The organism is Rugamonas sp. FW305-51 (genome assembly GCF_058786935.1).
Genome location: NZ_JBYSZG010000027.1, coordinates 16,719 through 37,201 on the forward strand (window position 1 = coordinate 16,719; position 20,483 = coordinate 37,201).

Sequence of the window (20,483 nt, forward strand, 5' to 3'; positions counted from 1 at the left end):
CCAGCAGAGATTAGTCTTTCTGCACTACAATACGGCATCCCAAAAAATGAGTTCAGTCGTGCCCAATCTAGTCGAAATCCGCGATCTACATTTCTCCTATGGAAAGCGCCCCATTCTGTCGGGCCTCCAGATGGACTTCCCGCGCGGGAAAGTGGTGGCCGTCATGGGCGGTTCGGGCAGCGGCAAGACCACCGTCCTGCGCCTGATCGGCGGCCAGTTGCGGCCCCAGAAGGGGCAGGTGACCGTGCATGGCCAGGTGGTGCATCAGCTCAAGACCAACGACCTGTATCTGCTGCGCCGCAAGATGGGCATGCTGTTCCAGCACGGCGCCCTGTTTACGGACTTGACCGTGTTCGAGAACGTGGCCTTCCCCCTGCGCGAGCATACGGACTTGCCGGAAGAGCTGATCCGCAACCTGGTGCTGATGAAGCTGCACGCGGTGGGCCTGCGCAACGCGGCCAAGCTCAAGCCGGCCGAAATCTCGGGTGGCATGGCGCGCCGCGTGGCGCTGGCCCGTTCCATCGCGCTGGACCCGGAACTGATCATGTACGACGAGCCGTTCGCCGGCCTCGACCCCATCTCCATGGGCGTGACGGCCAACCTGATCCGCAACCTCAATACGGCGCTCGGTTCGACCACCATTCTGGTGTCGCACGACGTCAAGGAGTGCTTCGCCATTGCCGATTACGTTTATTTCCTGTCGCAGGGCAAGATCGTCGCCCACGGCACGCCGGACGACATGCTGGTGTCGACCGACCCTTATGTGAAACAGTTTGTCCACGCGGAGGCGGACGGCCCGGTGCCGTTCCATTACCCGGGCAAGTCGCTGGCCGACGACCTGGGCCTGGGAGCGCGCCCATGATCGGCGAAAACCTGCTGTCCCGGCTGGGCGCCACGGCGCGCGACCAGATCGAGAGCCTCGGTTATGGCGCCCGCATGTTCTGCAATATGCTGGGTGTGTCGCCCGGCATGCTCAAGCGGCCCCGCCTGGTGGTCGAGCAGCTGCATTTCATCGGCAACTATTCGCTGCTGATCATCACCCTGTCCGGCCTGTTTGTGGGCATGGTGCTGGGCCTGCAGGGCTATTACACGCTCAACAAATACGGCGCCGAGCAGTCGCTGGGCCTGCTGGTGGCCCTGGGCCTGACGCGCGAACTGGGGCCCGTCATCACGGCCCTGCTGTTCGCCGGCCGCGCCGGCACCTCGCTCACGGCCGAGATCGGCCTGATGAAGGCGGGCGAGCAGCTGTCGGCCATGGAAATGATGGCCGTCAACCCCATCCAGCGCGTGCTGGCGCCCCGTTTCTGGGCCGGCGTGCTGGCCGTGCCCCTGCTGGCTTCCATCTTCAGCGCCGTGGGCGTGTTCGGCGGCTACCTGGTGGGCGTGCAGCTGATCGGGGTGGACGACGGCGCTTTCTGGTCGCAGATGCAGGGCGGGGTCGATATCTGGAAAGACATCTTCAACGGCTTCGTCAAGAGCGTGGTGTTCGGCATCGCCATCACCTTCATCGCCCTGTACCAGGGCTATGAGTCGCAGCCGACGCCGGAAGACGTGGCGCGCGCCACCACCCGTACCGTGGTGCTGTCGTCGCTGATGATCTGGTGGCTGGACTTCATGCTGACGGCCTTGATGTTCAGCAAATAGGCGTTGTTTCTGTGCCGATAAATGCAATGCAGTGGCTGGCGGCGTGCGCCGCCGCGCGAAAAATTCTTTAGGATGATGTTATGCAACGTAAATCTCTGGATGTGTGGGTAGGTCTGTTCATCGTGATCGGCGTGGCGGCGCTGATGTTCCTGGCCCTCAAGGCGGGAAATATGAGCTCGCTGTCGTTCGGCAAGACCTATACTATCGTGGCCAAGTTCGACAACATCGGCAGCCTGCGGCCCCAGGCGCCCGTCAAGGCGGCCGGCGTGGTGGTGGGCCGGGTGGGCCAGATCCAGTTCGACGACAAGAGTTACCAGGCGCTGGTCAAGCTGGACATGGACGAAGGCTACAAGTTCCCCAAGGATAGTTCGGCCAAGATCCTCACGGCCGGCCTGCTGGGCGAGCAGTACGTGGGCCTCGAGGCCGGCGGCGACACCAACAACCTGGTCGGCGGCGACAAGATCGCCCGCACCCAGTCGGCCGCCGTGCTGGAGGACTTGATCAACCAGTTCATCTACAGCAAGGCAGCGGAAGGAAAGGACAGCAAATGAATCCCATCCCCGGTCAATGGCGCCGCGCCGCGCTGACGGTGGCTGCGGCCGCCGCACTGAGCGGTTGCGCCGGCACCAACCCGCGCGACCCGTACGAAGGCTTCAACCGCGCCATGTTCAAGTTCAACGACACGGTGGACCAGGTGGCCCTGAAACCGGCCGCCACGGCCTACCGCGCCGTGCTGCCGTCGTTCGTGCAGACGGGCGTCAACAACTTCTTCGGCAACCTGGCCGACGCCTGGAGCGCCGTCAACAACTTGCTGCAGGGTAAGGGCGAGGCCGGCATGTCGGACGTCACCCGGGTCACGCTGAACTCCACCTTCGGCCTGCTGGGCCTGCTCGACATCGCGTCCGAGGCCGGCTTGCCCAAGCATAATGAAGACTTCGGCCAGACGCTCGGCTACTGGGGCGTGCCGTCCGGTCCCTACCTGATGCTGCCCCTGTTCGGCGCCTCCACCGTGCGCGACACGGCCGCCCTGCCGCTGGACTTCAACGGCGACATCTGGCGCTACAAGGAACCTATCTACCTGCGCAACATCGGCACGGCCACCCGCGCCGTGGACCAGCGCGCCAATCTGCTGGACGCGTCCTCGCTGCTGGAAGATGCGGCCCTGGACCGCTATGAGTTCGTGCGCGACGGCTTCCTGCAGCGGCGCGAAAGCAAGGTCTACGATGGCGAGGCCCCGCCCCGCAAGCGCCGCCCAAAAGGCGACGAAGATGGGGTGAAAAATGTTGATGACGGAGAAACTTCCGCACCCGTGTCATCCGAACCGGCAGCAAAAGAGTTAAACTCGGACACACCGGCTGCAAAAAAAGACAGCCTGTGACCCGTCGCGAACTAAACATAGGTTAAAAAATATGAAATACATTAAACAACTGATCGCTTTAGCCACCGTCGCCCTGGCAGCTTATGCCGGCGCCGCCACCGCCGCCCCGGCCGCCGTCGAGGCGCCGGACGTGCTCGTCAAACGCATCTCCCAGGACGTGATCGACACGGCCAAGGCCGACAAGTCGATCCAGGCCGGCGACCAGAAAAAGGTCATGGAACTGGTGGAAACGAAGATCCTGCCGTACGTGGACTTCCAGCGCATGACGGCGCTGGCCTCGGGCCGCTTCTGGCGCGACGCCACGCCGGAACAGCAAAAGGCCCTGTCGGCCGAGTTCCGTACGCTGCTGATCTTCACCTACTCGGGCGCCCTGTCCCAGATCAAGAATGAAACGGTGGAGTTCAAGCCGCTGCGCGCCGACCCGTCGGACACGGAAGTGGAAGTGCGGTCCCAGGTCAACGTGGCCCGCGGCGAGCCGATTCCCCTCAACTACCGCGTGGCCAAGTCGGCCACCAACGGCTGGAAGATCTACGACATCAACGTGCTGGGCGCCTGGCTGGTGGAAACCTACAAGGGCACCTTCGCCTCCGAGATCAGCAAGGGCGGCATCGACGGCCTGATCAAGGCCCTGTCCGAGAAGAACAAGAAGCTGGCCAGCAAGCCCATCAAGGCCGCTTCCAACGCCGGCTCCAGCGCCAAATAAGAAGGCAAGCGACGACCATGGCCGATCCTCTCGACAACCTGCAGTCGCTGTCGTCGCTGACCGTGCTCAACGCCACTGCGGCGCTCGAGCGCGGCCTGGCGGCCATCCGTGCCGGGCAGACCGTGTTTGACCTGCGCCACGTGCTGACGGTCGATTCGGTGGCCGTGGCCGTCATGCTGGCGTGGCAGCGGGCCGCGCGCCAGGCCGGCTTCGCGCTGGAGCTGCGCAACCTGCCGCCCGCCCTGCAAAGCTTGACCAAGCTGTACGGCGTGTGCACGCTGTTGTTCCCCGACGCGGCCCCGGCCGCGGCGGCGGCCGACGATAATCCGGCCCATGCCGAATTCGTCGCCGTGGCAGGCGCGCCCGCGTCCGCCGCCCTCGGCCTGGCCACCACGCCGGCCGACCTGCATCACCATTGACCCTTTCCCCGCCTCCCCCGAATTGCCCGGTCCGGCTCTGCCGGATCAAATTTCCCCTATAATTGAACGTTGCCGCTGCCAACACCAGCGCCGCGGCGCCTGGTACGACCTTCCGCCAACGAGCATCCCTGCCGTGACCTTGCGCCGCGGCAACAACTGACAAGTCAAGCATGACAGCTATCCAAATCAACAACGTCCAGAAGCGCTACAAGTCGCTGCAGGCCCTGGGCGGCGTTTCCCTGGCCATCGAAGAGGGCGAATTCTTCGGCCTGCTGGGGCCCAACGGCGCCGGCAAGACCACCCTGATCTCCATCATCGCCGGCCTGATCCGGCCCGACGCGGGCAGCGTCACCATCCACGGCCACGACGTGACGGGCGATTTCCGCGCCGCGCGCCGCAAGCTGGGCGTGGTGCCGCAGGAACTGGTGTTCGACCCCTTCTTCACGGTGCGCGAGACGCTGCGCCTGCAGTCGGGCTATTTCGGCCTGTCCAACAACGACGACTGGATCGACGAGGTGATGTTCAACCTCGACCTGACCAACAAGGCCGACACCAATATGCGCGCCCTGTCGGGCGGCATGAAGCGGCGCGTGCTGGTGGCCCAGGCCCTGGTGCACAAGCCGCCCGTGATCGTGCTCGACGAACCGACGGCCGGGGTCGACGTGGAACTGCGCCAGACCCTGTGGAAGTTCATCTCGCGCCTGAACCGCGAAGGCCACACGGTGGTGCTGACCACCCACTACCTGGAAGAGGCGCAAGCCATGTGCAAGCGGGTCGCCATGCTCAAAAGCGGCAAGATCGTGGCGCTCGATACCATGAGCGCCCTGATCCGGCGCATTTCCGGCTCCCAGCTCAACCTGCACCTGAAGGGCGCCCTGCCGCCCCAGCTGCAGCACCTGATCACCCACGCCGAGCTGACCGTGCCGGGCGAGTACAACCTGCGCATCAACGACTACGCGGAAGTGGAAACCATCCTGGCGCGCGTGCGCGAAAGCGGCGCCGTGATCGACGAGATGCAGTTGCAGCAGGCCGACCTGGAAGACATCTTCCTGCAAATCATGGACAAGGGGACCGTTTGATGAATTTCATTTCGACCGGCTTCCGTACCCTGGTGTACAAGGAAACCCTGCGCTTCTGGAAAGTGGCGACCCAGACCGTGGCCGCGCCCATCCTGACGGCCATGCTGTACCTGCTGATCTTCGGCCACGTGCTCGAAGGCCGGGTCCAGGTCTACGCGGGCGTGACCTACACGGCTTTCCTGATCCCCGGCCTGGTGATGATGAGCGTGCTGCAGAATGCGTTCGCCAATTCCTCGTCCTCGCTGATCCAGTCCAAGATCACGGGCAACCTGGTGTTCGTGCTGCTTACGCCCTTGTCGCACTGGGAGATCTTCTCGGCCTACGTGCTGGCCTCCATGGTGCGCGGCATCGTGGTCGGCCTGGGCGTGTTCGTCGTCACGGCCTGGTTCGCCCACCTGTCGTTCACGGCGCCGCTGTGGATCGCCGTGTTCGCCCTGCTGGGCGCGGCCATCCTGGGCACCATGGGCCTGATCGCCGGCATCTGGGCCGAGAAATTCGACCAGCTGGCCGCGTTCCAGAACTTCCTGATCATGCCGCTGACCTTCCTGTCCGGCGTGTTCTACTCGATCCATTCGCTGCCCGCCTTCTGGCTGACGGTGTCGCACCTGAACCCGTTCTTCTACATGATCGACGGCTTCCGCTACGGCTTCTTCGGCCAGTCCGACGTCAACCCGGTGGTCAGCCTGGCCATCGTGTCGAGCTTCCTGGTGGTGCTGGCGCTGGCGGCGATCCGCCTGCTGCGCAGCGGCTACCGGCTGCGCCATTAATCATTGATACCGTTTATACCGAATCGCATACCAAGGAATTATCGTGTCCACTACTCCAGAACTGATCCACAGCTACATCGCCGCCGGTCTTGAATGCACCCACCTCGAAGTGGACGGCGACGGCCAGCACTTCCAGGCTGTGATCGTCTCGCCGGCCTTCGCCGGCAAGCGCCTGATCCAGCGCCACCAGCTGGTGTATGCCGCCCTGGGCGACCGCATGCGCGAGGAAATCCACGCGCTGTCGATGAAGACCCTGACCCCAGAAGAATTCCAAGGATAAGCATGGACAAGCTCCTCATTCAAGGCGGCAAGCGCCTGTCCGGCGAGATCGCCATTTCGGGCGCCAAGAACGCGGCCCTGCCCATCCTGTGCGCCGGCCTGCTGACGGCGGGCGACCTGGAACTGTCCAACGTGCCGCATCTGCACGACGTGGCCACCATGCTCAAGCTGCTGGGCCAGACCGGCCTCAAGGTGGAGCAGGACGGCGAGCGCGTCACCCTCAACGGCAGCGCCATCACCAAGCTGGAAGCGCCGTACGAAATGGTGAAGACCATGCGCGCCTCGATCCTGGTGCTCGGTCCCCTGCTGGCCCGCTTCGGCGAGGCCAAGGTATCGTTGCCGGGCGGTTGCGCCATCGGTTCGCGCCCGGTCGACCAGCACATCAAGGGCCTGCAGGCGCTGGGCGCCGAGATCTCGATCGAAGGCGGCTACATCTACGCCAAGTGCAAGAAGCTCAAGGGCACCCGCATCGTCACCGACATGATCACCGTCACCGGCACCGAGAACCTGCTGATGGCGGCCACCCTGGCCGAAGGCGAAACCATCCTGGAAAACGCGGCCCGCGAGCCGGAAGTGACGGACCTGGCCCACCTGCTGGTGGCCATGGGCGCCAAGATCGAAGGCATCGGCAGCGACCGCCTGGTGATCCAGGGCGTGCCCGAGCTGCATGGCGCGAAACACGCCGTGATCTCGGACCGCATCGAAGCGGCCACCTTCCTGTGCGCGGTGGCGGCGGCCGGCGGCGACATCACGCTGCGCAACACCCGCACCGACATCCTGGACGCGGCGCTCGACAAGCTGCGCGAAATGGGCCTGGAAATGACCATCGGCGACAACTGGATCCGCGCGAAAATGGACCGCCGCCCGACGCCGGTCAGCTTCCGCACCACCGAATACCCCGGCTTCCCGACCGACATGCAGGCCCAGTTCATGGCCGTCAACACGGTGGCCGACGGCGCCAGCCGCGTCACCGAGACCATCTTCGAGAACCGCTTCATGCACGTGCAGGAGATGAACCGCCTGGGCGCGGCCATCGAGACGGACGGCAACACGGCCTTCATCAAGGGCGTCGAGCAGCTGGTGGGGGCGCCCGTGATGGCGACCGACCTGCGCGCCTCGGCCTCGCTGGTGATCGCCGCGCTGGCGGCCCGCGGCGAGACCCTGGTCGACCGCATCTACCATCTCGACCGCGGCTACGACCGCATGGAAGTGAAGCTGTCGGCCGTGGGCGCCGATATCCGCCGCATCAAATAACGGGAACCACCATGAGTGCATTTAACGGCCAGTCCAACTCGCAACTGATCCTGGCGCTGTCGAAAGGCCGCATCTTCGAAGACACCCTGCCGCTGCTGGAAGCGGCAGGCATCACCGTGACGGAAAATCCGGAAACGTCGCGCAAGCTGATCCTGGGCACCAACGATCCCAACGTGCGCGTCATCATCGTGCGCGCCACCGACGTGCCGACCTATGTGCAGCACGGCGCGGCCGATTTCGGCGTGGCCGGCAAGGACGTGCTGCTGGAACACGGCGGCGAAGGCCTGTACCAGCCGATCGACCTGAACATCGCGGCCTGCCGCATGTCGGTCGCCGTCAAGAACGGTTTCGATTACGAGACGGCCGTGCGCCAGGGCGCGCGCCTGCGCGTGGCCACCAAGTTCGTGCAGACGGCGCGCGAGCACTTCGCCGCCAAGGGCGTGCACGTGGACCTGATCAAGCTGTACGGCTCGATGGAGCTGGCGCCGCTGGTGGGCCTGTCGGACGCCATCGTCGACGTGGTCAGCACCGGCAACACGCTGCGCGCCAACGACCTGGTGGAAGTGGAAGCGATCATGCCGATCTCGTCGCGCCTGATCGTCAACCAGGCCGCCCTAAAGCTCAAGCGCGAGCGCTTGCAGCCGATCATCGAAGCGTTCGAACGCGCTTCCCAGTCCAAGAGCCAATAAGACCCCAGCCGGAACTGCCACCATGCCGATTCAGATCACCAAGCTCGACTCCAGCCAAGCCGATTTCCAGTCCGCCCTGTCCGCCCTGCTGGCGTTCGAGGCCAGCACCGACGACGCCATCGAAACGGCCGTGACGGCCATCCTGGCCGACGTCAAGGCGCGCGGCGACGCCGCCGTGCTGGAATACACCAACCGTTACGACCGCATTCCTTACGGCGGCGCGGCCAGCATGGCCGCCTTCGACGTGTCGCAGGAAGAACTGCAGGCCGCGCTGGCGGCCCTGCCGGAGGCCCAGCGCGCGGCGCTGCAGACGGCGGCCGACCGCGTGCGCGCCTTCCACCAGCGCCAGAAGCAGGAGCTGAACGGCTTCACCTACACGGAAGCCGATGGCACGGTGCTGGGCCAGAAGGTGACGCCGCTGGACCGCGTGGGCATCTACGTCCCCGGCGGCAAGGCGGCCTATCCTTCGTCGGTGCTGATGAACGCGATCCCGGCCCACGTGGCCGGCGTGGGCGAGATCATCATGGTGGTGCCGACCCCGGACGGCGTGAAGAACCAGATGGTGCTGGCCGCCGCCGCCATCGCCGGCGTGACGCGCGTGATCACCATCGGCGGCGCCCAGGCCGTGGCCGCGCTGGCCTACGGCACCGAGACCATCGCCGCCGTCGACAAGATCGTCGGCCCCGGCAACGCCTATGTGGCCGCCGCCAAGCGCCGCGTGTTCGGCGTGGTGGGCATCGACATGATCGCCGGCCCGTCCGAGATCCTGGTCGTATGCGACGGCACCACCGACCCGGACTGGGTAGCCATGGACCTGTTCTCGCAGGCCGAGCACGACGAGCTGGCCCAGGCCATCCTCCTGTGCCCGGACGCGGCCTACATCGCCCGCGTGGAAGCGAGCCTGAACAAGCTGCTGCCGTCCATGCCGCGCCAGGCCACCATCCGCACGTCGCTGACGGACCGCGGCGCGCTGGTCAAGGTGCGCGACATGGACGAGGCCTGCGCCATCGCCAACAGCATCGCGGCCGAACACCTGGAAATCTCGGCCGAACAGCCGCAGCAGTGGGCCGACAAGATCCGCCACGCGGGCGCCATGTTCCTGGGCCGCTTCTCGTCCGAATCGCTGGGCGACTATTGCTGCGGTCCCAATCACGTGCTGCCCACGTCGCGCACGGCGCGCTTCTCCTCGCCGCTGGGCGTGTATGACTTCCAGAAGCGCTCCTCCGTGATCCACGTGAGCGAGGCCGGGGCCCAGACGCTGGGCAAGGTGGCGGCCGAACTGGCCTACGGCGAAGGCTTGCAGGCCCACGCCCGCAGCGCCGAGCTGCGCCTGAAGTCGGCCATCTGAGCGGCCCGATGACTGCTTGGCTGAACCAGGTCTTTTGCGAGGATGCGCTGGCCGGACTGGCGCGCATCCCGGACGGTTCCGTCGACCTGATCCTGACGGACCCGCCCTACAACCTGGGCAAGGACTACGGCAACGCCTCGGACCAGCAAAGCGTGGACGACTACCTGCGCTGGACCGAGCAGTGGATAGACCTGGCCCTGCCCAAGCTCAAGCCCAACGGCAGCCTGTACCTCTTCCTCACGTGGCGCTTTTCGCCCGAGATCTTCGTCATGCTCAAGCGGCGTATGACGATGATGAACGAGATCATCTGGGACCGCCGCGTGCCGTCCATGGGCGGCAGCGTGCGCAGCTACTCGTCGGTGCACGACACCATCGGCTTTTTCGTGCGCCGCAAGGATTACTATTTCGACCTGGACGCCGTGCGCATCCCGTATGACGCGGCCACCAAGAAGGCCCGCTCGCGTTCCATCTTCGTGGGCGCCAAGTGGCTGGAAGTGGGCTACAACCCCAAGGACTTGTGGAGCGTGTCGCGCCTGCACCGCGAGCACCCGGAGCGGGCCGACCACCCGACCCAGAAGCCGCTGGAAATCATCGAGCGCATGGTCAAGGCTTCGTGCCCGCCGGATGGCGTGGTGCTGGACCTGTTCATGGGCAGCGGCACCACGGCCATCGCGGCCAAGCGCTGCGGCCGCAATTTCGTCGGCTTCGAGCTGAACCCTGAATACTGCGCCATCATCAACGCGCGCCTGGCGCAGCCGGAACAGGCCGCGCCGGCGCCGAAGCAGCCGGCCGTCAAACGGGCCGCGAAGGCGGTCAAGCCAGCGCTCACGCCGGCTGCCAAGCGCGCCCGCAAGACCACCCGCCAGAGCGCCGATCAGCCCGTCGCCTTGATGGCCGACGACGAACTCGCCGCCTAGCCCACCACACCAGGAGCCCCCGCCAGATGTCCGCCCTCGACAACCTCATCGCCAGCACCATCCGTCCCGACGTGCGCGCCATCGGCAGCTACCACGTGCCCGACGCGAGCGGCTACATCAAGCTCGATGCGATGGAGAACCCGTACCAGTTGCCGGAGCCGCTGCTGCGCGAGCTGGGCCAGCGCCTGGCCGACGCCGTGCTGAACCGCTACCCCATCGCCTCCTACAGCACGCTCAAGCAGCGCATCTGCGCCCGGCTGGGCGTGCCGGCCGGCTACGACGTGATGCTGGGCAATGGCTCGGACGAGCTGATCTCTATCCTCGACATGGCGTGCGCGCTGCAGGAACGGCGCGCCGTCGTGCTGGCGCCCACGCCATCGTTCGTCATGTACCAGCGCTCGGCCCAGTTCGCGGGCATGGATTTCGTCGGCGTGCCGCTCAAGGACGACTTGACGCTGGACTTGCCGGCCATGCTGGCCGCCATCGCCCGGCACCGGCCGTCGCTGGTCTACCTGTCCTACCCGAACAACCCGACGGGCAACCTGTTCGATGCCGACGCCATCGTCGCCATCCTCCATGCCCTGGGCGAGACGGGCATCGCCGTGGTGGACGAAGCTTACGAGCCGTTCGCCCAGGCCAGCTTCATGGCCCGGCTGCCCGAGTTCCCCAACCTGGTCGTGATGCGCACCGTGTCCAAGCTGGGCCTGGCCGGCATCCGCCTCGGCTACATGTCGGCCGCGCCGGAACTGCTGGCCCAGTTCGACAAAGTGCGGCCTCCTTACAACATCAACGTGCTGACCCAGGCAGCGGCCGAATTCGCGCTCGACCATCTGGACGTGCTGAACCAGCAGGCGGCCCTGTTGCGGGCCGCACGCGCCGATCTGGCGGGCGCCATGGCCGTCCTGCCGGGTGTGACGGTGTTCCCGTCGGCGGCGAATTTTATCTTGATACGGGTGCCAAACGCCGACGATGCCTACGCGAAACTCGTTGATCGCAAGGTATTAGTCAAAAATGTGAGTAAAATGCACGGTGTGCTGTCCAATTGTTTGCGCATCACGGTCAGTACCCCGGAAGAAAACGCCGCCTTCCTCGATGCCCTGAAAGCATCGTTGGCAGCCTGATATCATCGTAGAGCCCTTCATGAACCGCACCGCAGAAATCACGCGCAACACCAACGAGACGCAAGTCCGCGTCGCCATCAACCTGGACGGCACGGGCCAGCAAAAGCTCAATACCGGCGTACCCTTCCTGGACCACATGCTGGACCAGATCGCCCGCCACGGCCTGATCGACCTCGACGTCGAAGCGACGGGCGACATCCACATCGACAACCACCACACGGTGGAAGACGTGGGCATCACGCTGGGCATGGCCGTGGCCAAGGCCATCGGCGACCGCAAGGGCATCCGCCGCTACGGCCACGCCTATGTGCCGCTGGACGAGGCGCTGTCGCGCGTGGTGCTCGATTTCTCGGGCCGGCCCGGCATCGAATACCATATCCCGTTCACGCGCGCCATGATCGGCACCTTCGACGTCGACCTGACGCTGGAATTTTTCCGCGGCTTCGTCAACCACGCCCTGGTCACGCTGCATATCGACAACCTGCGCGGCACCAATGCCCACCACCAATGCGAAACCGTGTTCAAGGCCTTCGGCCGGGCGCTGCGCATGGCGGCGGAACTGGACGAGCGCGCCGCCGGCACCATCCCTTCGACCAAAGGCAGCCTGTAAGCACGCCCCAGCCGGGCGGGCGGCTCCGGTCACACTTTGCATGCATGGAATATGAATAAAATTGTTGTAGTGGATTACGGCATGGGTAACCTGCGCTCGGTGGCGCAAGCCCTGCGCGCCGTGGCGCCGGAAGCGGAAGTGAAAATTTCCGGCGCGGTGGCCGACATCGAGAACGCGCACCGCATCGTGCTGCCGGGCCAGGGCGCCATGCCGGACTGCATGCGCAGCCTGCGCGAATCGGGCCTGCAGGAAGCGCTGCTGCGGGCGGCCGACAGCAAGCCCCTGATGGGCGTGTGCATCGGCGAACAGATGCTGTTCGACGTGAGCGAGGAAGGCAATGCGGCCGGCCTGGGCCTGCTGCCCGGCAAGGTGGTACGCTTCCAGCTCGACGGCATGCTGCAGGAAGACGGTTCCCGCTTCAAGGTGCCGCAGATGGGATGGAACCAAGTGCGCCAGACGGCGTCTCACCCGATGTGGCAGGGCATCCCGGACAACAGCTATTTCTATTTCGTGCACAGCTATTTCGCCCTGCCGGAACAGGCCGCCCATGTGGTGGGCGAGACCGTGTACGGCGCGCCGTTTGCCTGCGCCGTGGCGCGCGACAACATCTTCGCCACCCAGTTCCACCCGGAGAAGAGCGCGGCCATGGGCCTGCAGCTGTACAAGAATTTCGTTCACTGGCAACCTTGAGTTCCATCCCTTTTACTCTTTCAACTCTGACACGACCATGCTGCTCATTCCTGCCATCGACCTCAAAGACGGTCACTGCGTGCGCCTGAAACAAGGCGATATGGAACTTGCCACCGTATTTTCCGAAGAACCGGCCGACATGGCGCTGCACTGGCTCAAGCAGGGCGCCCGCCGGCTGCACCTGGTCGACCTGAACGGTGCCTTTGCCGGCAAGCCCAAGAACGAAGGCGCCATCAAGGCCATCCTCAAGGTGGTACAGGACTTTGCGCTGGAAAACGATATCGACGAGATCCCCGTCCAGCTGGGCGGCGGCATCCGCGACCTCGACACCATCGAGCGCTACCTGGACGCCGGCATCAGCTACGTCATCATCGGCACGGCCGCCGTCAAGAGCCCCGGCTTCCTGCACGACGCCTGCGGCGCCTTCCCCGGCCACATCATCGTCGGCCTGGACGCCAAGGACGGCAAGGTGGCCACGGATGGCTGGAGCAAGATGTCCGGCCATGAAGTGATCGACCTGGCGCAGAAGTTCGAAGCCTACGGCGTGGAGTCCATCATCTACACCGACATCGGCCGCGACGGCATGATGGGCGGCGTCAACATCGAAGCGACCGTGCGTCTGGCCCAGGCCGTCAAGATCCCCGTGATCGCCTCCGGCGGCCTGCACAACCTCGGCGACGTGGAAGCGTTGTGCGCGGTGCAGGACGAAGGCATCGAAGGGGTGATCTGCGGCCGTTCCATCTACGAAGGCACGCTGGACCTGAACGCGGCCCAGCTGCGTGCGGACGAGCTGACCGACGGCGGCGCCGAATAAGCGTCTCCAGTTTCTTTGATTATGGCCTGCGGGCCGACGGGTTCCAACATGCTTGCAAAACGTATCATTCCCTGCCTGGACGTGACCGATGGCCGCGTCGTCAAGGGCGTCAACTTCACCGAGCTGCGCGACGCGGGCGACCCGGTCGAGATCGCGCGCCGCTATGACGAACAGGGCGCCGACGAACTGACCTTCCTCGACATCACGGCCACCAGCGACAACCGCGGCCTGATCCTGCACATCATCGAAGCGGTGGCGTCGCAGGTGTTCATTCCGCTGACGGTGGGCGGCGGCGTGCGCGAAGTGGCCGACGTGCGCCGCCTGCTCAACGCGGGCGCCGACAAGGTCAGCATGAATTCCTCGGCCGTGGCCAATCCGCAGCTGGTGTACGACGCCTCGCAGAAGCACGGTTCGCAGTGCATCGTGGTGGCGATCGACGCCAAGCAGGTGGCGCCGGGCAAATGGGAAGTGTTCACCCACGGCGGGCGCAAGGCCACCGGCCTGGACGCCATCGAGTGGGCGCAGAAGATGGAGCAGCTGGGCGCGGGCGAGATCCTGCTCACCAGCATGGACCGCGACGGCACCAAATCCGGCTTCGACCTGGCGCTCACGCGCGGCGTGTCCGACGCCATCGGCATTCCCGTGATCGCCTCGGGCGGCGTGGGCGGCCTGCAGGACCTGGCCGACGGCGTCAAGCTGGGCCGGGCCGACGCCGTGCTGGCGGCCAGCATCTTCCACTACGGCCAGCACACGGTGCAGGAAGCCAAGCACTTCATGGCGGCCCAGGGCATACCCATGCGGCTGGCATGAGCGGAGGAACGATGATGGCTACCCCACCCAACAACGGCCTCGCCAAGGCCAAATGGCTGAAAAAAGTGCAATGGGACGAGAACGGGCTGGTGCCCGTGATCGCCCAGGAAGCGGGCAGCAACGACGTGCTGATGTTCGCCTGGATGAACCGTGAGGCGCTGGCGCGCACGGTGGAGCTGGGCGAGGCCGTCTACTGGAGCCGTTCGCGCAAGAAGCTGTGGCACAAGGGCGAGGAGTCCGGCCACGTGCAGAAGGTGCTGGAAATCCGGCTCGACTGCGACGAGGACGTGGTGCTGCTCAAGATCGAGCAGGCCGGCGGCATCGCCTGCCACACGGGGCGCCATTCCTGCTTCTTCCAGAAATTCGAGGGCGACGCCCTGGAAGGCGACTGGCAGGTCGCCGAGCCGGTGCTGAAAGACCCGGCCATCATTTATCCCGAACCCGCCAGGCCTGCACCGAAGGCCGTGGCCAAACCGAAAAGTACCAAACCAACATGAGTGCTATCCTGGACCGCCTGGCGGAAATCATCGAGTCGCGCAAGCTGGCCAACGGCGGCGACCCTGCCACTTCCTACGTGTCGCGCCTGTTTGCCAAGGGCGACGACGCGATCCTGAAAAAAATCGGCGAGGAAGCCACCGAGACCGTGATGGCGGCCAAGGACGCCCGCGTGGCCGGCGATGCCTCCAAGGTGCTGTACGAGTGCGCCGACCTGTGGTTCCATACGCTGGTGATGCTGGCCCAGTTCGACCTGAGCCCGCAGCAGGTGCTCGACGAGCTGGCGCGGCGCGAAGGCGTGTCCGGCATCGAGGAAAAGGCGGCCCGCAAGGACGAGCTGCGCGATGCGGCCGAATCGCAAAAACACGACTGACAAGGAGCGTTTGTGGACAACTGTATTTTTTGCAAGATTGCAGCAAAGCAGATCCCATCGACCATCGTCTACGAGGACGAGGAGTTGCTGGCATTTAAGGATATCCATCCGGCCGCGCCGGTGCACCTGCTGCTGATCCCCAAGCAGCACTTCGCCACCCTGTCCGACTGCACGGCCGGCCAGGCCGCCCTGCTGGGCAAGATGCTGGCGCTGGTGCCGCGTCTGGCCGAGGAATTCGGCTGTGCCGTCAGCTACGATGCGGACGGCACGCCATCGGGCGGCTACAAGACCGTCATCAACAGCGGTCCGGACGGCGGCCAGGAGGTGTACCATCTGCACCTGCACCTGGTGGGCGGGCCGCACCCGTGGCGCCGACTGCATTAAGCGGAGGCGACGGGGCCGCTAAGTCTTAAGGACGAGGCCGGGCTAGTCCGTGTGACAATTACATGACAGCACGCGCTTCGCTTATACTGTGTGTATTGGGTATAACTGAGTTCTTTGGGCGTACGCGCCCTGCAAGGGGAATAAGATGGGTTCTATGAGTATTTGGCACTGGCTGATCGTGCTGGTGGTCGTGATGCTGGTGTTCGGTACCAAAAAACTGGGCAACATGGGTTCGGACATCGGCAAGGCCGTCAAGGGCTTCAAGGACGGCGTGCGCGGCGAGGAAGACAAGCCGGCCGCTCCGGCCGCGCCGCCCACCATCGACGTCGACGCGAAAGAGAAGAACAAGCTGTAAGCGGCGCGGGGCCATGGCCCCGTCCGCTATAGCCTGAGCCTTATGATCGATCTCGGTCTTTCCAAACTAGCCATCATCGGCGTTGTCGCCCTGGTCGTCATCGGTCCTGAAAAGCTGCCGAAGGTGGCGCGCATGGCCGGGTCGCTGTACGGCCGGGCCCAGCGCTACCTGAACGAAGTCAAGTCCGAAGTCTCGCGCGAAATCGAGATGGAGGAATTGAAGAACCTGCAGAAGGAAGTGCAGCAGGCGGCCCAGAACATCAAGCAGGACGTGGAAAGCTCGATCTCGGAGAACCTGGCCGAAGTCGAGCACGCCTGGCACGACACGCCGTCGCTGACGACGGCCCAGCCCCTGATCAGCGCCACCCCGGACGACCTGGCGCGCAAGGCGCGCGAGTTCCGCCGCAAGAAGCTGGTGCGCAATTCGGCCATTCCCGGCTGGTACAAGCAGCGCCACGGCGGCAAGCAGCACGTGACGTCGGGCGCGGCGCGCGTGGCCCGTTTCCGCCCGCGCGGCAAATCCTCCTCCTCGTTTTATTAAATGACTAAACCTGAGCCGGGCGAAGAGACCTTTATCTCCCACCTGATCGAACTGCGCGACCGCCTGGTCAAGGCCTCGATCGGCATCGTGCTGGTGTGCGTCGGGCTGCTGGTGTGGCCCGGTCCCTCGCGCATCTACGACATCATTGCCATGCCCATGATCGCCTCGCTGCCGGTGGGTTCGAAGATGATCGCCACCGGCGTCATCTCGCCGTTCCTGGTGCCGATGAAGGTGACGCTGGTGATCGCCTTCATCCTGGCCCTGCCGTGGGTGCTGTACCAGCTGTGGGCCTTCATCGCGCCCGGGCTGTACGCCCATGAAAAGCGGCTGATCGCGCCGCTCGTCATCTCGTCCTCGCTGCTGTTCATGATGGGCGTGGCGTTCTGCTACTTCTTCGTGTTCGGCCGCGTGTTCAAGTTCATCAGCGAATTTTCGCCCCATTCGATCGCCGTCACGCCCGATATCGAGAATTATCTCGATTTCGTCATGTCGATGTGCCTGGCCTTCGGCGCCACCTTCGAGGTCCCCGTGGTGGTCGTAATCCTGGTACGCATGGGGTTGGTGAGCGTGGCCAAGCTCAAGGAAGTGCGGCCTTATGCCATCGTGGGCGCCTTCGTGGTGGCCGCCATCGTCACCCCACCCGACATCGTCAGCCAGTTCTCGCTGGCGCTGCCCATGTGCCTGCTGTTCGAGCTGGGCCTGCTGGTGGCACCCGTGTTCGTCCGCGTGACCCAGGCGCCGGAAGAGGCGTCCTGACCAATCAGTTGGGATTGCGCTGGTTTCCGTTGCCGAGGCCGCCTTCCACGCCCCGGATCCGGCAGATGCCGCAACGGTTGCCAGGGCACTTCAGCGCTGTTGAGCCATCGTTAATGGCGGCTGCTCGCGTCAGGCAAACAGTTTGACGAGGATGACGGCGTTGGCGGTGACGGTGGCGAACATCAGCCAACGTAGTCCGTTCAGCTGCCGGGCCATATGCGCAACCTTGGTATCGAACGCCTGGAATTTGCGCTCGGTATCCTGCCGGATGTCGTCTAACGTAGCCTCGACGGCCTGAATCCTGGCGCCCAGCTCTTGCTTCATACCATCAAACTTGGCGTTGAGCCTTTGCTCCACACCATCAATCTTGGTGTCAAGCGCCTCAATCTTGGCGCTGAGCTCTTGTTTCATCCCGTCAATATTGCCATCGAGCTCTTGTTTTACCCCATTAATCTTGGCATCGAGCGCTTGTTTCATGCCATCAATCTTGGCATCGAGCGCTTGTCTCACGCCATCAATCTTGGCGTCGAGGATGTGTGTGGACAAATCGATGCGGGCGTGGGTTTCTGCGATGGCCCTGCCGTGTTCGAGACTTGCCTTTTCAATGGCGGCCGTCAGGTCGTGCCTGACGATGTCGATGCGGGCCAGCAGGTCCGTCTTGAGCAGCACCAGTTCGCCAGGCGCCATGATGGCATTGGCCATGACGTCGCTCAGCGCCTGGGCGTGCGCTTCGGCCTGCGGCTGGGGGATGCCTCCCTCGGCCAGCTTTCTGGCGTACTCGAGCGTGTCGAACTGAATGGGCATGGTCATTATCGCTCCCGAATCTGATCGTAGCAGAAAAGACGTGGCGCTTGCGTCACTGCGGCTATCGTAGCGGACCATTGTTCGCCCCGGTTGCGGACCCGCAAATGGATGCAAGACGCAGCCGCAAACGGGTCCGCTCTGATGGCGCGCGGAAAGCAAACGGGACGCTTGCCGCGTCCCGTTGCTGTGCTGCCTGCGTGCTGCCAGTGCGCCTATTGTGTCATCAGTTCGCGGATCACGCGCACCGGCGCGCTGCCGTAGCTGAGGAATTGCTCATGGAATTCCTTGAGCGAAAACTTGGCGCCCAGGGCTTGCCGGCGCTGCTCGCGCAATTCCATGATCTCGCTGTAGCCGCTGAAATAGCTGGTCAGCTGCACCGACGTCACCTGCACCCGGTGCCACTTCTCTTCCGCCTCGCTGCGGGTCTGGAACGCCTGGCGCGTCAGCAGGTCCATGGCCTGTTCCTGCGTCATGCCCAGCACGTGCACGCTGTAGTCGAGGATGGTGTTGGTCACGCTGCGCAGGTTCCACTTGGAGTACATCAGCCACATTTCCGGTGCGTTGTCGCCGTAGCCCGACTCGAGCATCATGCGCTCGCCATACACGGCCCAGCCTTCCACCATGGCGCCATTGCCGAAGATGGATTTGACGATGGACGGCGAACGGTTGGCATACACCAGCTGCGCATAATGGCCGGGGATGGCTTCGTGGATGTTGAGGATCTGCAGTATCCAGTAGTTGTACTCGCGCAGGCTGCTTTCGGCCGCTTCCGGCGTGGCGCCGTCGAGCGGGGTCACGTTGTAATAGGTGCGGTCCTGCGGACGGTAAGGGCCGGGCGCATCGATGCTGGCGCCGGCCACGCCGCTCTGGTAGGCCGGGGTGGCGCGCACTTCCAGCTGCTTCCTGGGATCGAGCGTGAGCAGGTCATGGCTGATGACCCAGTCCTGCAGCAACGGCACCTGGCGCCGGATCTCGTTGAAAAAGTCTTCGCGCGCCACGTGGCGGCTCGACAGCTTGGCGATCACCATGCCGATCTTGGCAAAGCGGTCGTCCGGCTTGACGGTGTCGCCCATGGCCTTGGTCCAAAGCTCGTCGGACAGCTTGTCCATATTGGTCAGCAATTCCTCGCGGGCGGCCAGCGCCTTGCGGTAGGTCTGCTCGGCCGTGCTGCCGGACTGTATGTCGTAGGCAAACTTCTGCTCGTACAGCTCCTTGCCGATGCGGAAGGAGCGGCCCGTGCCGTTCTTGGCCATGGTCTTGTCCAGCTCACTGAGGAAGGCCACGTAGCCGTCCACCGCTGTCAGCGCCGCGTTGATGCGCTGGGTGAACAGCTGCTTTTCCACGGGCGTGAGGATGGAGGCCTGGGCATCCTTGTCCAGCTGGGTCAGCATGGTGAGCACGCCGGGGGCCTGCGCGATGGCCAGCCTGGTGTGCTCCGGTGTGGGATTGTTCAGGTTGGCGCGGGCCGCGTCGTAGTAGGCCGGGATGCTGGCGATGCGCTTGAGTAGCGTGCGCAGGCGCTGCGGCTTGGCCGCGTATTCCGTGTTGAGGATCAGGTCGATGGGGCCGGCCACGTTGTACAGCGCGGGATTCCACTGATACTCGCGGAAGGTGGTGAGGTTGAAGCGGTCCGAATTCAGCTTGTTGACCAGCAGGGCCAGGTCGGTGCGCTGGCGGGCCGACAGCGCGCGCGTGTCGACCTTGGCGAAGCGGGCTAGCCAGTCGTCCGTAAACGTTTGCTGTTTGGCCAGCGTGGCCGGGTCATAGACGGTCATGGCGGCGGCCGTATCGTACTTGCCGGCGTAGATTGCACTTTCCGGATCGATGCGCCACAGGGCGTTCAGGAATTGCACGCTGAGCGTATCGAGCGCCTTGTCCTGGCGCCGTTCCGACGGTGCCGGCTGGGCATGGGGAACGGCGGCGGCCACGGCGGCGGCCGCCGCTACCGGCGCGGCCGCATGGGACTTGCCCTTGCTGTGTTTGCCGCCGCTGTTGTTGCCACCCTTGCTGTCGCCTTTGCCGGCATGCTTGCTGCCGCCCTTGGCGCTATCGCTCTTGGCGTGCTTGCCGTGGGACGCGCTCTTGGTTCCCGACTTGGCCGAGCTCGATTCGCTCGCTTTGGCATGGTGTTTATGGGTGCTGGCGCCGGCCGGCGCCATGGCGATCGACGCCAGCAGTGCAGCCAGCGCGATGGGGGTCTTCATCATAAAAAGCAGCCTCGTGTATGTTTGGGCAAGACGCGCATGTTCGCAGC

26 protein-coding genes are annotated in these 20,483 nt (G+C 64.6%); 24 read left to right on the plus strand and 2 right to left on the minus strand.

Features of this window, described 5'->3' with window-relative positions:
- Positions 1 to 58 precede the first annotated feature (58 nt).
- From AC3WOS_RS18120 to tatC, 24 genes are all read left to right on the plus strand, one after another.
- The gene (locus AC3WOS_RS18120) at positions 59 to 862 is read left to right on the plus strand and encodes an ABC transporter ATP-binding protein (protein WP_492717418.1); all 804 of its coding nucleotides are present in this window, start codon (positions 59 to 61) and stop codon (positions 860 to 862) included.
- Complete coding sequence (gene mlaE / locus AC3WOS_RS18125) at positions 859 to 1,644, plus strand: lipid asymmetry maintenance ABC transporter permease subunit MlaE (RefSeq protein WP_492717419.1); 786 nt, start codon at positions 859 to 861, stop codon at positions 1,642 to 1,644. The genes AC3WOS_RS18120 and mlaE overlap by 4 nt, the downstream gene beginning before the upstream one ends.
- Before the next feature lie 80 nt (positions 1,645 to 1,724).
- Complete coding sequence (gene mlaD / locus AC3WOS_RS18130; protein ID WP_492717420.1) at positions 1,725 to 2,195, plus strand: outer membrane lipid asymmetry maintenance protein MlaD; 471 nt, start codon at positions 1,725 to 1,727, stop codon at positions 2,193 to 2,195.
- On the plus strand, positions 2,192 to 3,022 hold the full coding sequence (locus AC3WOS_RS18135) for an MlaA family lipoprotein (protein WP_492717421.1): 831 nt from the start codon (positions 2,192 to 2,194) through the stop codon (positions 3,020 to 3,022). Before mlaD ends, AC3WOS_RS18135 begins: the two co-directional genes overlap by 4 nt.
- Positions 3,023 to 3,053: 31 nt before the next feature.
- Complete coding sequence (locus AC3WOS_RS18140) at positions 3,054 to 3,725, plus strand: MlaC/ttg2D family ABC transporter substrate-binding protein (protein ID WP_492717422.1); 672 nt, start codon at positions 3,054 to 3,056, stop codon at positions 3,723 to 3,725.
- A 17-nt stretch (positions 3,726 to 3,742) separates the two neighbouring features.
- The gene (locus AC3WOS_RS18145; protein WP_492717423.1) at positions 3,743 to 4,144 is read left to right on the plus strand and encodes an STAS domain-containing protein; all 402 of its coding nucleotides are present in this window, start codon (positions 3,743 to 3,745) and stop codon (positions 4,142 to 4,144) included.
- 170 nt (positions 4,145 to 4,314) lie between these two features.
- A complete protein-coding gene (locus AC3WOS_RS18150; protein WP_492717424.1) occupies positions 4,315 to 5,223 on the plus strand; it encodes an ABC transporter ATP-binding protein in 909 nt (302 codons plus the stop codon).
- Positions 5,223 to 5,990: an ABC transporter permease gene (locus AC3WOS_RS18155; RefSeq protein WP_492717425.1), complete on the plus strand. Its 768-nt coding sequence runs from the start codon at positions 5,223 to 5,225 to the stop codon at positions 5,988 to 5,990. The genes AC3WOS_RS18150 and AC3WOS_RS18155 overlap by 1 nt, the downstream gene beginning before the upstream one ends.
- A 43-nt stretch (positions 5,991 to 6,033) precedes the next feature.
- Complete coding sequence (locus AC3WOS_RS18160) at positions 6,034 to 6,270, plus strand: BolA family protein (protein ID WP_182151756.1); 237 nt, start codon at positions 6,034 to 6,036, stop codon at positions 6,268 to 6,270.
- A 2-nt stretch (positions 6,271 to 6,272) separates the two neighbouring features.
- The gene (gene murA, locus AC3WOS_RS18165; RefSeq protein WP_492717426.1) at positions 6,273 to 7,523 is read left to right on the plus strand and encodes a UDP-N-acetylglucosamine 1-carboxyvinyltransferase; all 1,251 of its coding nucleotides are present in this window, start codon (positions 6,273 to 6,275) and stop codon (positions 7,521 to 7,523) included.
- Between the two features lie 11 nt (positions 7,524 to 7,534).
- Positions 7,535 to 8,212: an ATP phosphoribosyltransferase gene (gene hisG, locus AC3WOS_RS18170; protein WP_182151758.1), complete on the plus strand. Its 678-nt coding sequence runs from the start codon at positions 7,535 to 7,537 to the stop codon at positions 8,210 to 8,212.
- A 22-nt stretch (positions 8,213 to 8,234) separates the two neighbouring features.
- Entirely contained in the window at positions 8,235 to 9,560 is a 1,326-nt protein-coding gene (gene hisD / locus AC3WOS_RS18175; RefSeq protein ID WP_492717427.1) for a histidinol dehydrogenase, read from the plus strand.
- 8 nt (positions 9,561 to 9,568) lie between these two features.
- On the plus strand, positions 9,569 to 10,477 hold the full coding sequence (locus tag AC3WOS_RS18180; protein ID WP_492717428.1) for a DNA-methyltransferase: 909 nt from the start codon (positions 9,569 to 9,571) through the stop codon (positions 10,475 to 10,477).
- Positions 10,478 to 10,503: 26 nt separating this feature from the next.
- Complete coding sequence (hisC, locus tag AC3WOS_RS18185) at positions 10,504 to 11,598, plus strand: histidinol-phosphate transaminase (protein ID WP_492717429.1); 1,095 nt, start codon at positions 10,504 to 10,506, stop codon at positions 11,596 to 11,598.
- Between the two features lie 19 nt (positions 11,599 to 11,617).
- Positions 11,618 to 12,208 carry an imidazoleglycerol-phosphate dehydratase HisB gene (gene hisB, locus AC3WOS_RS18190; protein WP_492717430.1) on the plus strand — a complete coding sequence of 197 codons (591 nt, stop codon included), beginning with the start codon at positions 11,618 to 11,620 and terminating at the stop codon, positions 12,206 to 12,208.
- Positions 12,209 to 12,259: 51 nt separating this feature from the next.
- The gene (hisH, locus tag AC3WOS_RS18195; RefSeq protein ID WP_492717431.1) at positions 12,260 to 12,898 is read left to right on the plus strand and encodes an imidazole glycerol phosphate synthase subunit HisH; all 639 of its coding nucleotides are present in this window, start codon (positions 12,260 to 12,262) and stop codon (positions 12,896 to 12,898) included.
- A gap of 37 nt (positions 12,899 to 12,935) precedes the next feature.
- The gene (gene hisA / locus AC3WOS_RS18200; RefSeq protein WP_492717432.1) at positions 12,936 to 13,712 is read left to right on the plus strand and encodes a 1-(5-phosphoribosyl)-5-[(5-phosphoribosylamino)methylideneamino]imidazole-4-carboxamide isomerase; all 777 of its coding nucleotides are present in this window, start codon (positions 12,936 to 12,938) and stop codon (positions 13,710 to 13,712) included.
- Positions 13,713 to 13,760: 48 nt separating this feature from the next.
- A complete protein-coding gene (gene hisF, locus AC3WOS_RS18205) occupies positions 13,761 to 14,522 on the plus strand; it encodes an imidazole glycerol phosphate synthase subunit HisF (protein WP_492717433.1) in 762 nt (253 codons plus the stop codon).
- Positions 14,523 to 14,536: 14 nt separating this feature from the next.
- Positions 14,537 to 15,019, plus strand: a complete 483-nt coding sequence (hisI, locus tag AC3WOS_RS18210) for a phosphoribosyl-AMP cyclohydrolase (RefSeq protein WP_492717475.1) — start codon at positions 14,537 to 14,539, stop codon at positions 15,017 to 15,019.
- A complete protein-coding gene (locus AC3WOS_RS18215; protein WP_492717434.1) occupies positions 15,016 to 15,390 on the plus strand; it encodes a phosphoribosyl-ATP diphosphatase in 375 nt (124 codons plus the stop codon). Before hisI ends, AC3WOS_RS18215 begins: the two co-directional genes overlap by 4 nt.
- Before the next feature lie 12 nt (positions 15,391 to 15,402).
- Positions 15,403 to 15,774: a histidine triad nucleotide-binding protein gene (locus AC3WOS_RS18220; RefSeq protein ID WP_492717435.1), complete on the plus strand. Its 372-nt coding sequence runs from the start codon at positions 15,403 to 15,405 to the stop codon at positions 15,772 to 15,774.
- A gap of 145 nt (positions 15,775 to 15,919) precedes the next feature.
- The gene (tatA, locus tag AC3WOS_RS18225; RefSeq protein WP_492717436.1) at positions 15,920 to 16,129 is read left to right on the plus strand and encodes a Sec-independent protein translocase subunit TatA; all 210 of its coding nucleotides are present in this window, start codon (positions 15,920 to 15,922) and stop codon (positions 16,127 to 16,129) included.
- 42 nt (positions 16,130 to 16,171) lie between these two features.
- Positions 16,172 to 16,669 carry a Sec-independent protein translocase protein TatB gene (tatB, locus tag AC3WOS_RS18230; protein WP_492717437.1) on the plus strand — a complete coding sequence of 166 codons (498 nt, stop codon included), beginning with the start codon at positions 16,172 to 16,174 and terminating at the stop codon, positions 16,667 to 16,669.
- Positions 16,670 to 17,425 (plus strand): twin-arginine translocase subunit TatC, encoded by a 756-nt coding sequence (tatC, locus tag AC3WOS_RS18235; RefSeq protein ID WP_492717438.1) that lies wholly within the window; start codon positions 16,670 to 16,672, stop codon positions 17,423 to 17,425.
- Between the two features lie 129 nt (positions 17,426 to 17,554).
- Here the strand turns inward: tatC and AC3WOS_RS18240 are convergent, their stop codons facing one another.
- Both AC3WOS_RS18240 and AC3WOS_RS18245 read right to left on the minus strand, forming a co-directional pair.
- Positions 17,555 to 18,235 carry a hypothetical protein gene (locus tag AC3WOS_RS18240; RefSeq protein ID WP_492717439.1) on the minus strand — a complete coding sequence of 227 codons (681 nt, stop codon included), beginning with the start codon at positions 18,233 to 18,235 and terminating at the stop codon, positions 17,555 to 17,557.
- A gap of 206 nt (positions 18,236 to 18,441) precedes the next feature.
- A complete protein-coding gene (locus AC3WOS_RS18245) occupies positions 18,442 to 20,436 on the minus strand; it encodes a DUF885 domain-containing protein (RefSeq protein ID WP_492717440.1) in 1,995 nt (664 codons plus the stop codon).
- Between the last annotated feature and the right edge of the window lie 47 nt (positions 20,437 to 20,483).

What these genes read in the sequence shown, in the direction of transcription:
- hisF (WP_492717433.1), top strand. Translation starts at nt 13,761, where the DNA reads ATGCTTGCAAAACGTATCATTCCCTGCCTGGACGTGACCGATGGCCGC.
- tatA (WP_492717436.1), top strand. Translation starts at nt 15,920, where the DNA reads ATGGGTTCTATGAGTATTTGGCACTGGCTGATCGTGCTGGTGGTCGTG.
- AC3WOS_RS18150 (WP_492717424.1), top strand. Translation starts at nt 4,315, where the DNA reads ATGACAGCTATCCAAATCAACAACGTCCAGAAGCGCTACAAGTCGCTG.
- tatC (WP_492717438.1), top strand. Translation starts at nt 16,670, where the DNA reads ATGACTAAACCTGAGCCGGGCGAAGAGACCTTTATCTCCCACCTGATC.
- mlaE (WP_492717419.1), top strand. Translation starts at nt 859, where the DNA reads ATGATCGGCGAAAACCTGCTGTCCCGGCTGGGCGCCACGGCGCGCGAC.
- hisG (WP_182151758.1), top strand. Translation starts at nt 7,535, where the DNA reads ATGAGTGCATTTAACGGCCAGTCCAACTCGCAACTGATCCTGGCGCTG.
- murA (WP_492717426.1), top strand. Translation starts at nt 6,273, where the DNA reads ATGGACAAGCTCCTCATTCAAGGCGGCAAGCGCCTGTCCGGCGAGATC.
- hisD (WP_492717427.1), top strand. Translation starts at nt 8,235, where the DNA reads ATGCCGATTCAGATCACCAAGCTCGACTCCAGCCAAGCCGATTTCCAG.
- hisB (WP_492717430.1), top strand. Translation starts at nt 11,618, where the DNA reads ATGAACCGCACCGCAGAAATCACGCGCAACACCAACGAGACGCAAGTC.
- AC3WOS_RS18135 (WP_492717421.1), top strand. Translation starts at nt 2,192, where the DNA reads ATGAATCCCATCCCCGGTCAATGGCGCCGCGCCGCGCTGACGGTGGCT.
- AC3WOS_RS18140 (WP_492717422.1), top strand. Translation starts at nt 3,054, where the DNA reads ATGAAATACATTAAACAACTGATCGCTTTAGCCACCGTCGCCCTGGCA.
- tatB (WP_492717437.1), top strand. Translation starts at nt 16,172, where the DNA reads ATGATCGATCTCGGTCTTTCCAAACTAGCCATCATCGGCGTTGTCGCC.
- hisA (WP_492717432.1), top strand. Translation starts at nt 12,936, where the DNA reads ATGCTGCTCATTCCTGCCATCGACCTCAAAGACGGTCACTGCGTGCGC.
- AC3WOS_RS18215 (WP_492717434.1), top strand. Translation starts at nt 15,016, where the DNA reads ATGAGTGCTATCCTGGACCGCCTGGCGGAAATCATCGAGTCGCGCAAG.
- AC3WOS_RS18155 (WP_492717425.1), top strand. Translation starts at nt 5,223, where the DNA reads ATGAATTTCATTTCGACCGGCTTCCGTACCCTGGTGTACAAGGAAACC.
- AC3WOS_RS18245 (WP_492717440.1), bottom strand. Translation starts at nt 20,436, where the DNA reads ATGATGAAGACCCCCATCGCGCTGGCTGCACTGCTGGCGTCGATCGCC.
- hisH (WP_492717431.1), top strand. Translation starts at nt 12,260, where the DNA reads ATGAATAAAATTGTTGTAGTGGATTACGGCATGGGTAACCTGCGCTCG.
- AC3WOS_RS18180 (WP_492717428.1), top strand. Translation starts at nt 9,569, where the DNA reads ATGACTGCTTGGCTGAACCAGGTCTTTTGCGAGGATGCGCTGGCCGGA.
- AC3WOS_RS18240 (WP_492717439.1), bottom strand. Translation starts at nt 18,235, where the DNA reads ATGACCATGCCCATTCAGTTCGACACGCTCGAGTACGCCAGAAAGCTG.
- hisC (WP_492717429.1), top strand. Translation starts at nt 10,504, where the DNA reads ATGTCCGCCCTCGACAACCTCATCGCCAGCACCATCCGTCCCGACGTG.
- mlaD (WP_492717420.1), top strand. Translation starts at nt 1,725, where the DNA reads ATGCAACGTAAATCTCTGGATGTGTGGGTAGGTCTGTTCATCGTGATC.
- hisI (WP_492717475.1), top strand. Translation starts at nt 14,537, where the DNA reads ATGGCTACCCCACCCAACAACGGCCTCGCCAAGGCCAAATGGCTGAAA.
- AC3WOS_RS18145 (WP_492717423.1), top strand. Translation starts at nt 3,743, where the DNA reads ATGGCCGATCCTCTCGACAACCTGCAGTCGCTGTCGTCGCTGACCGTG.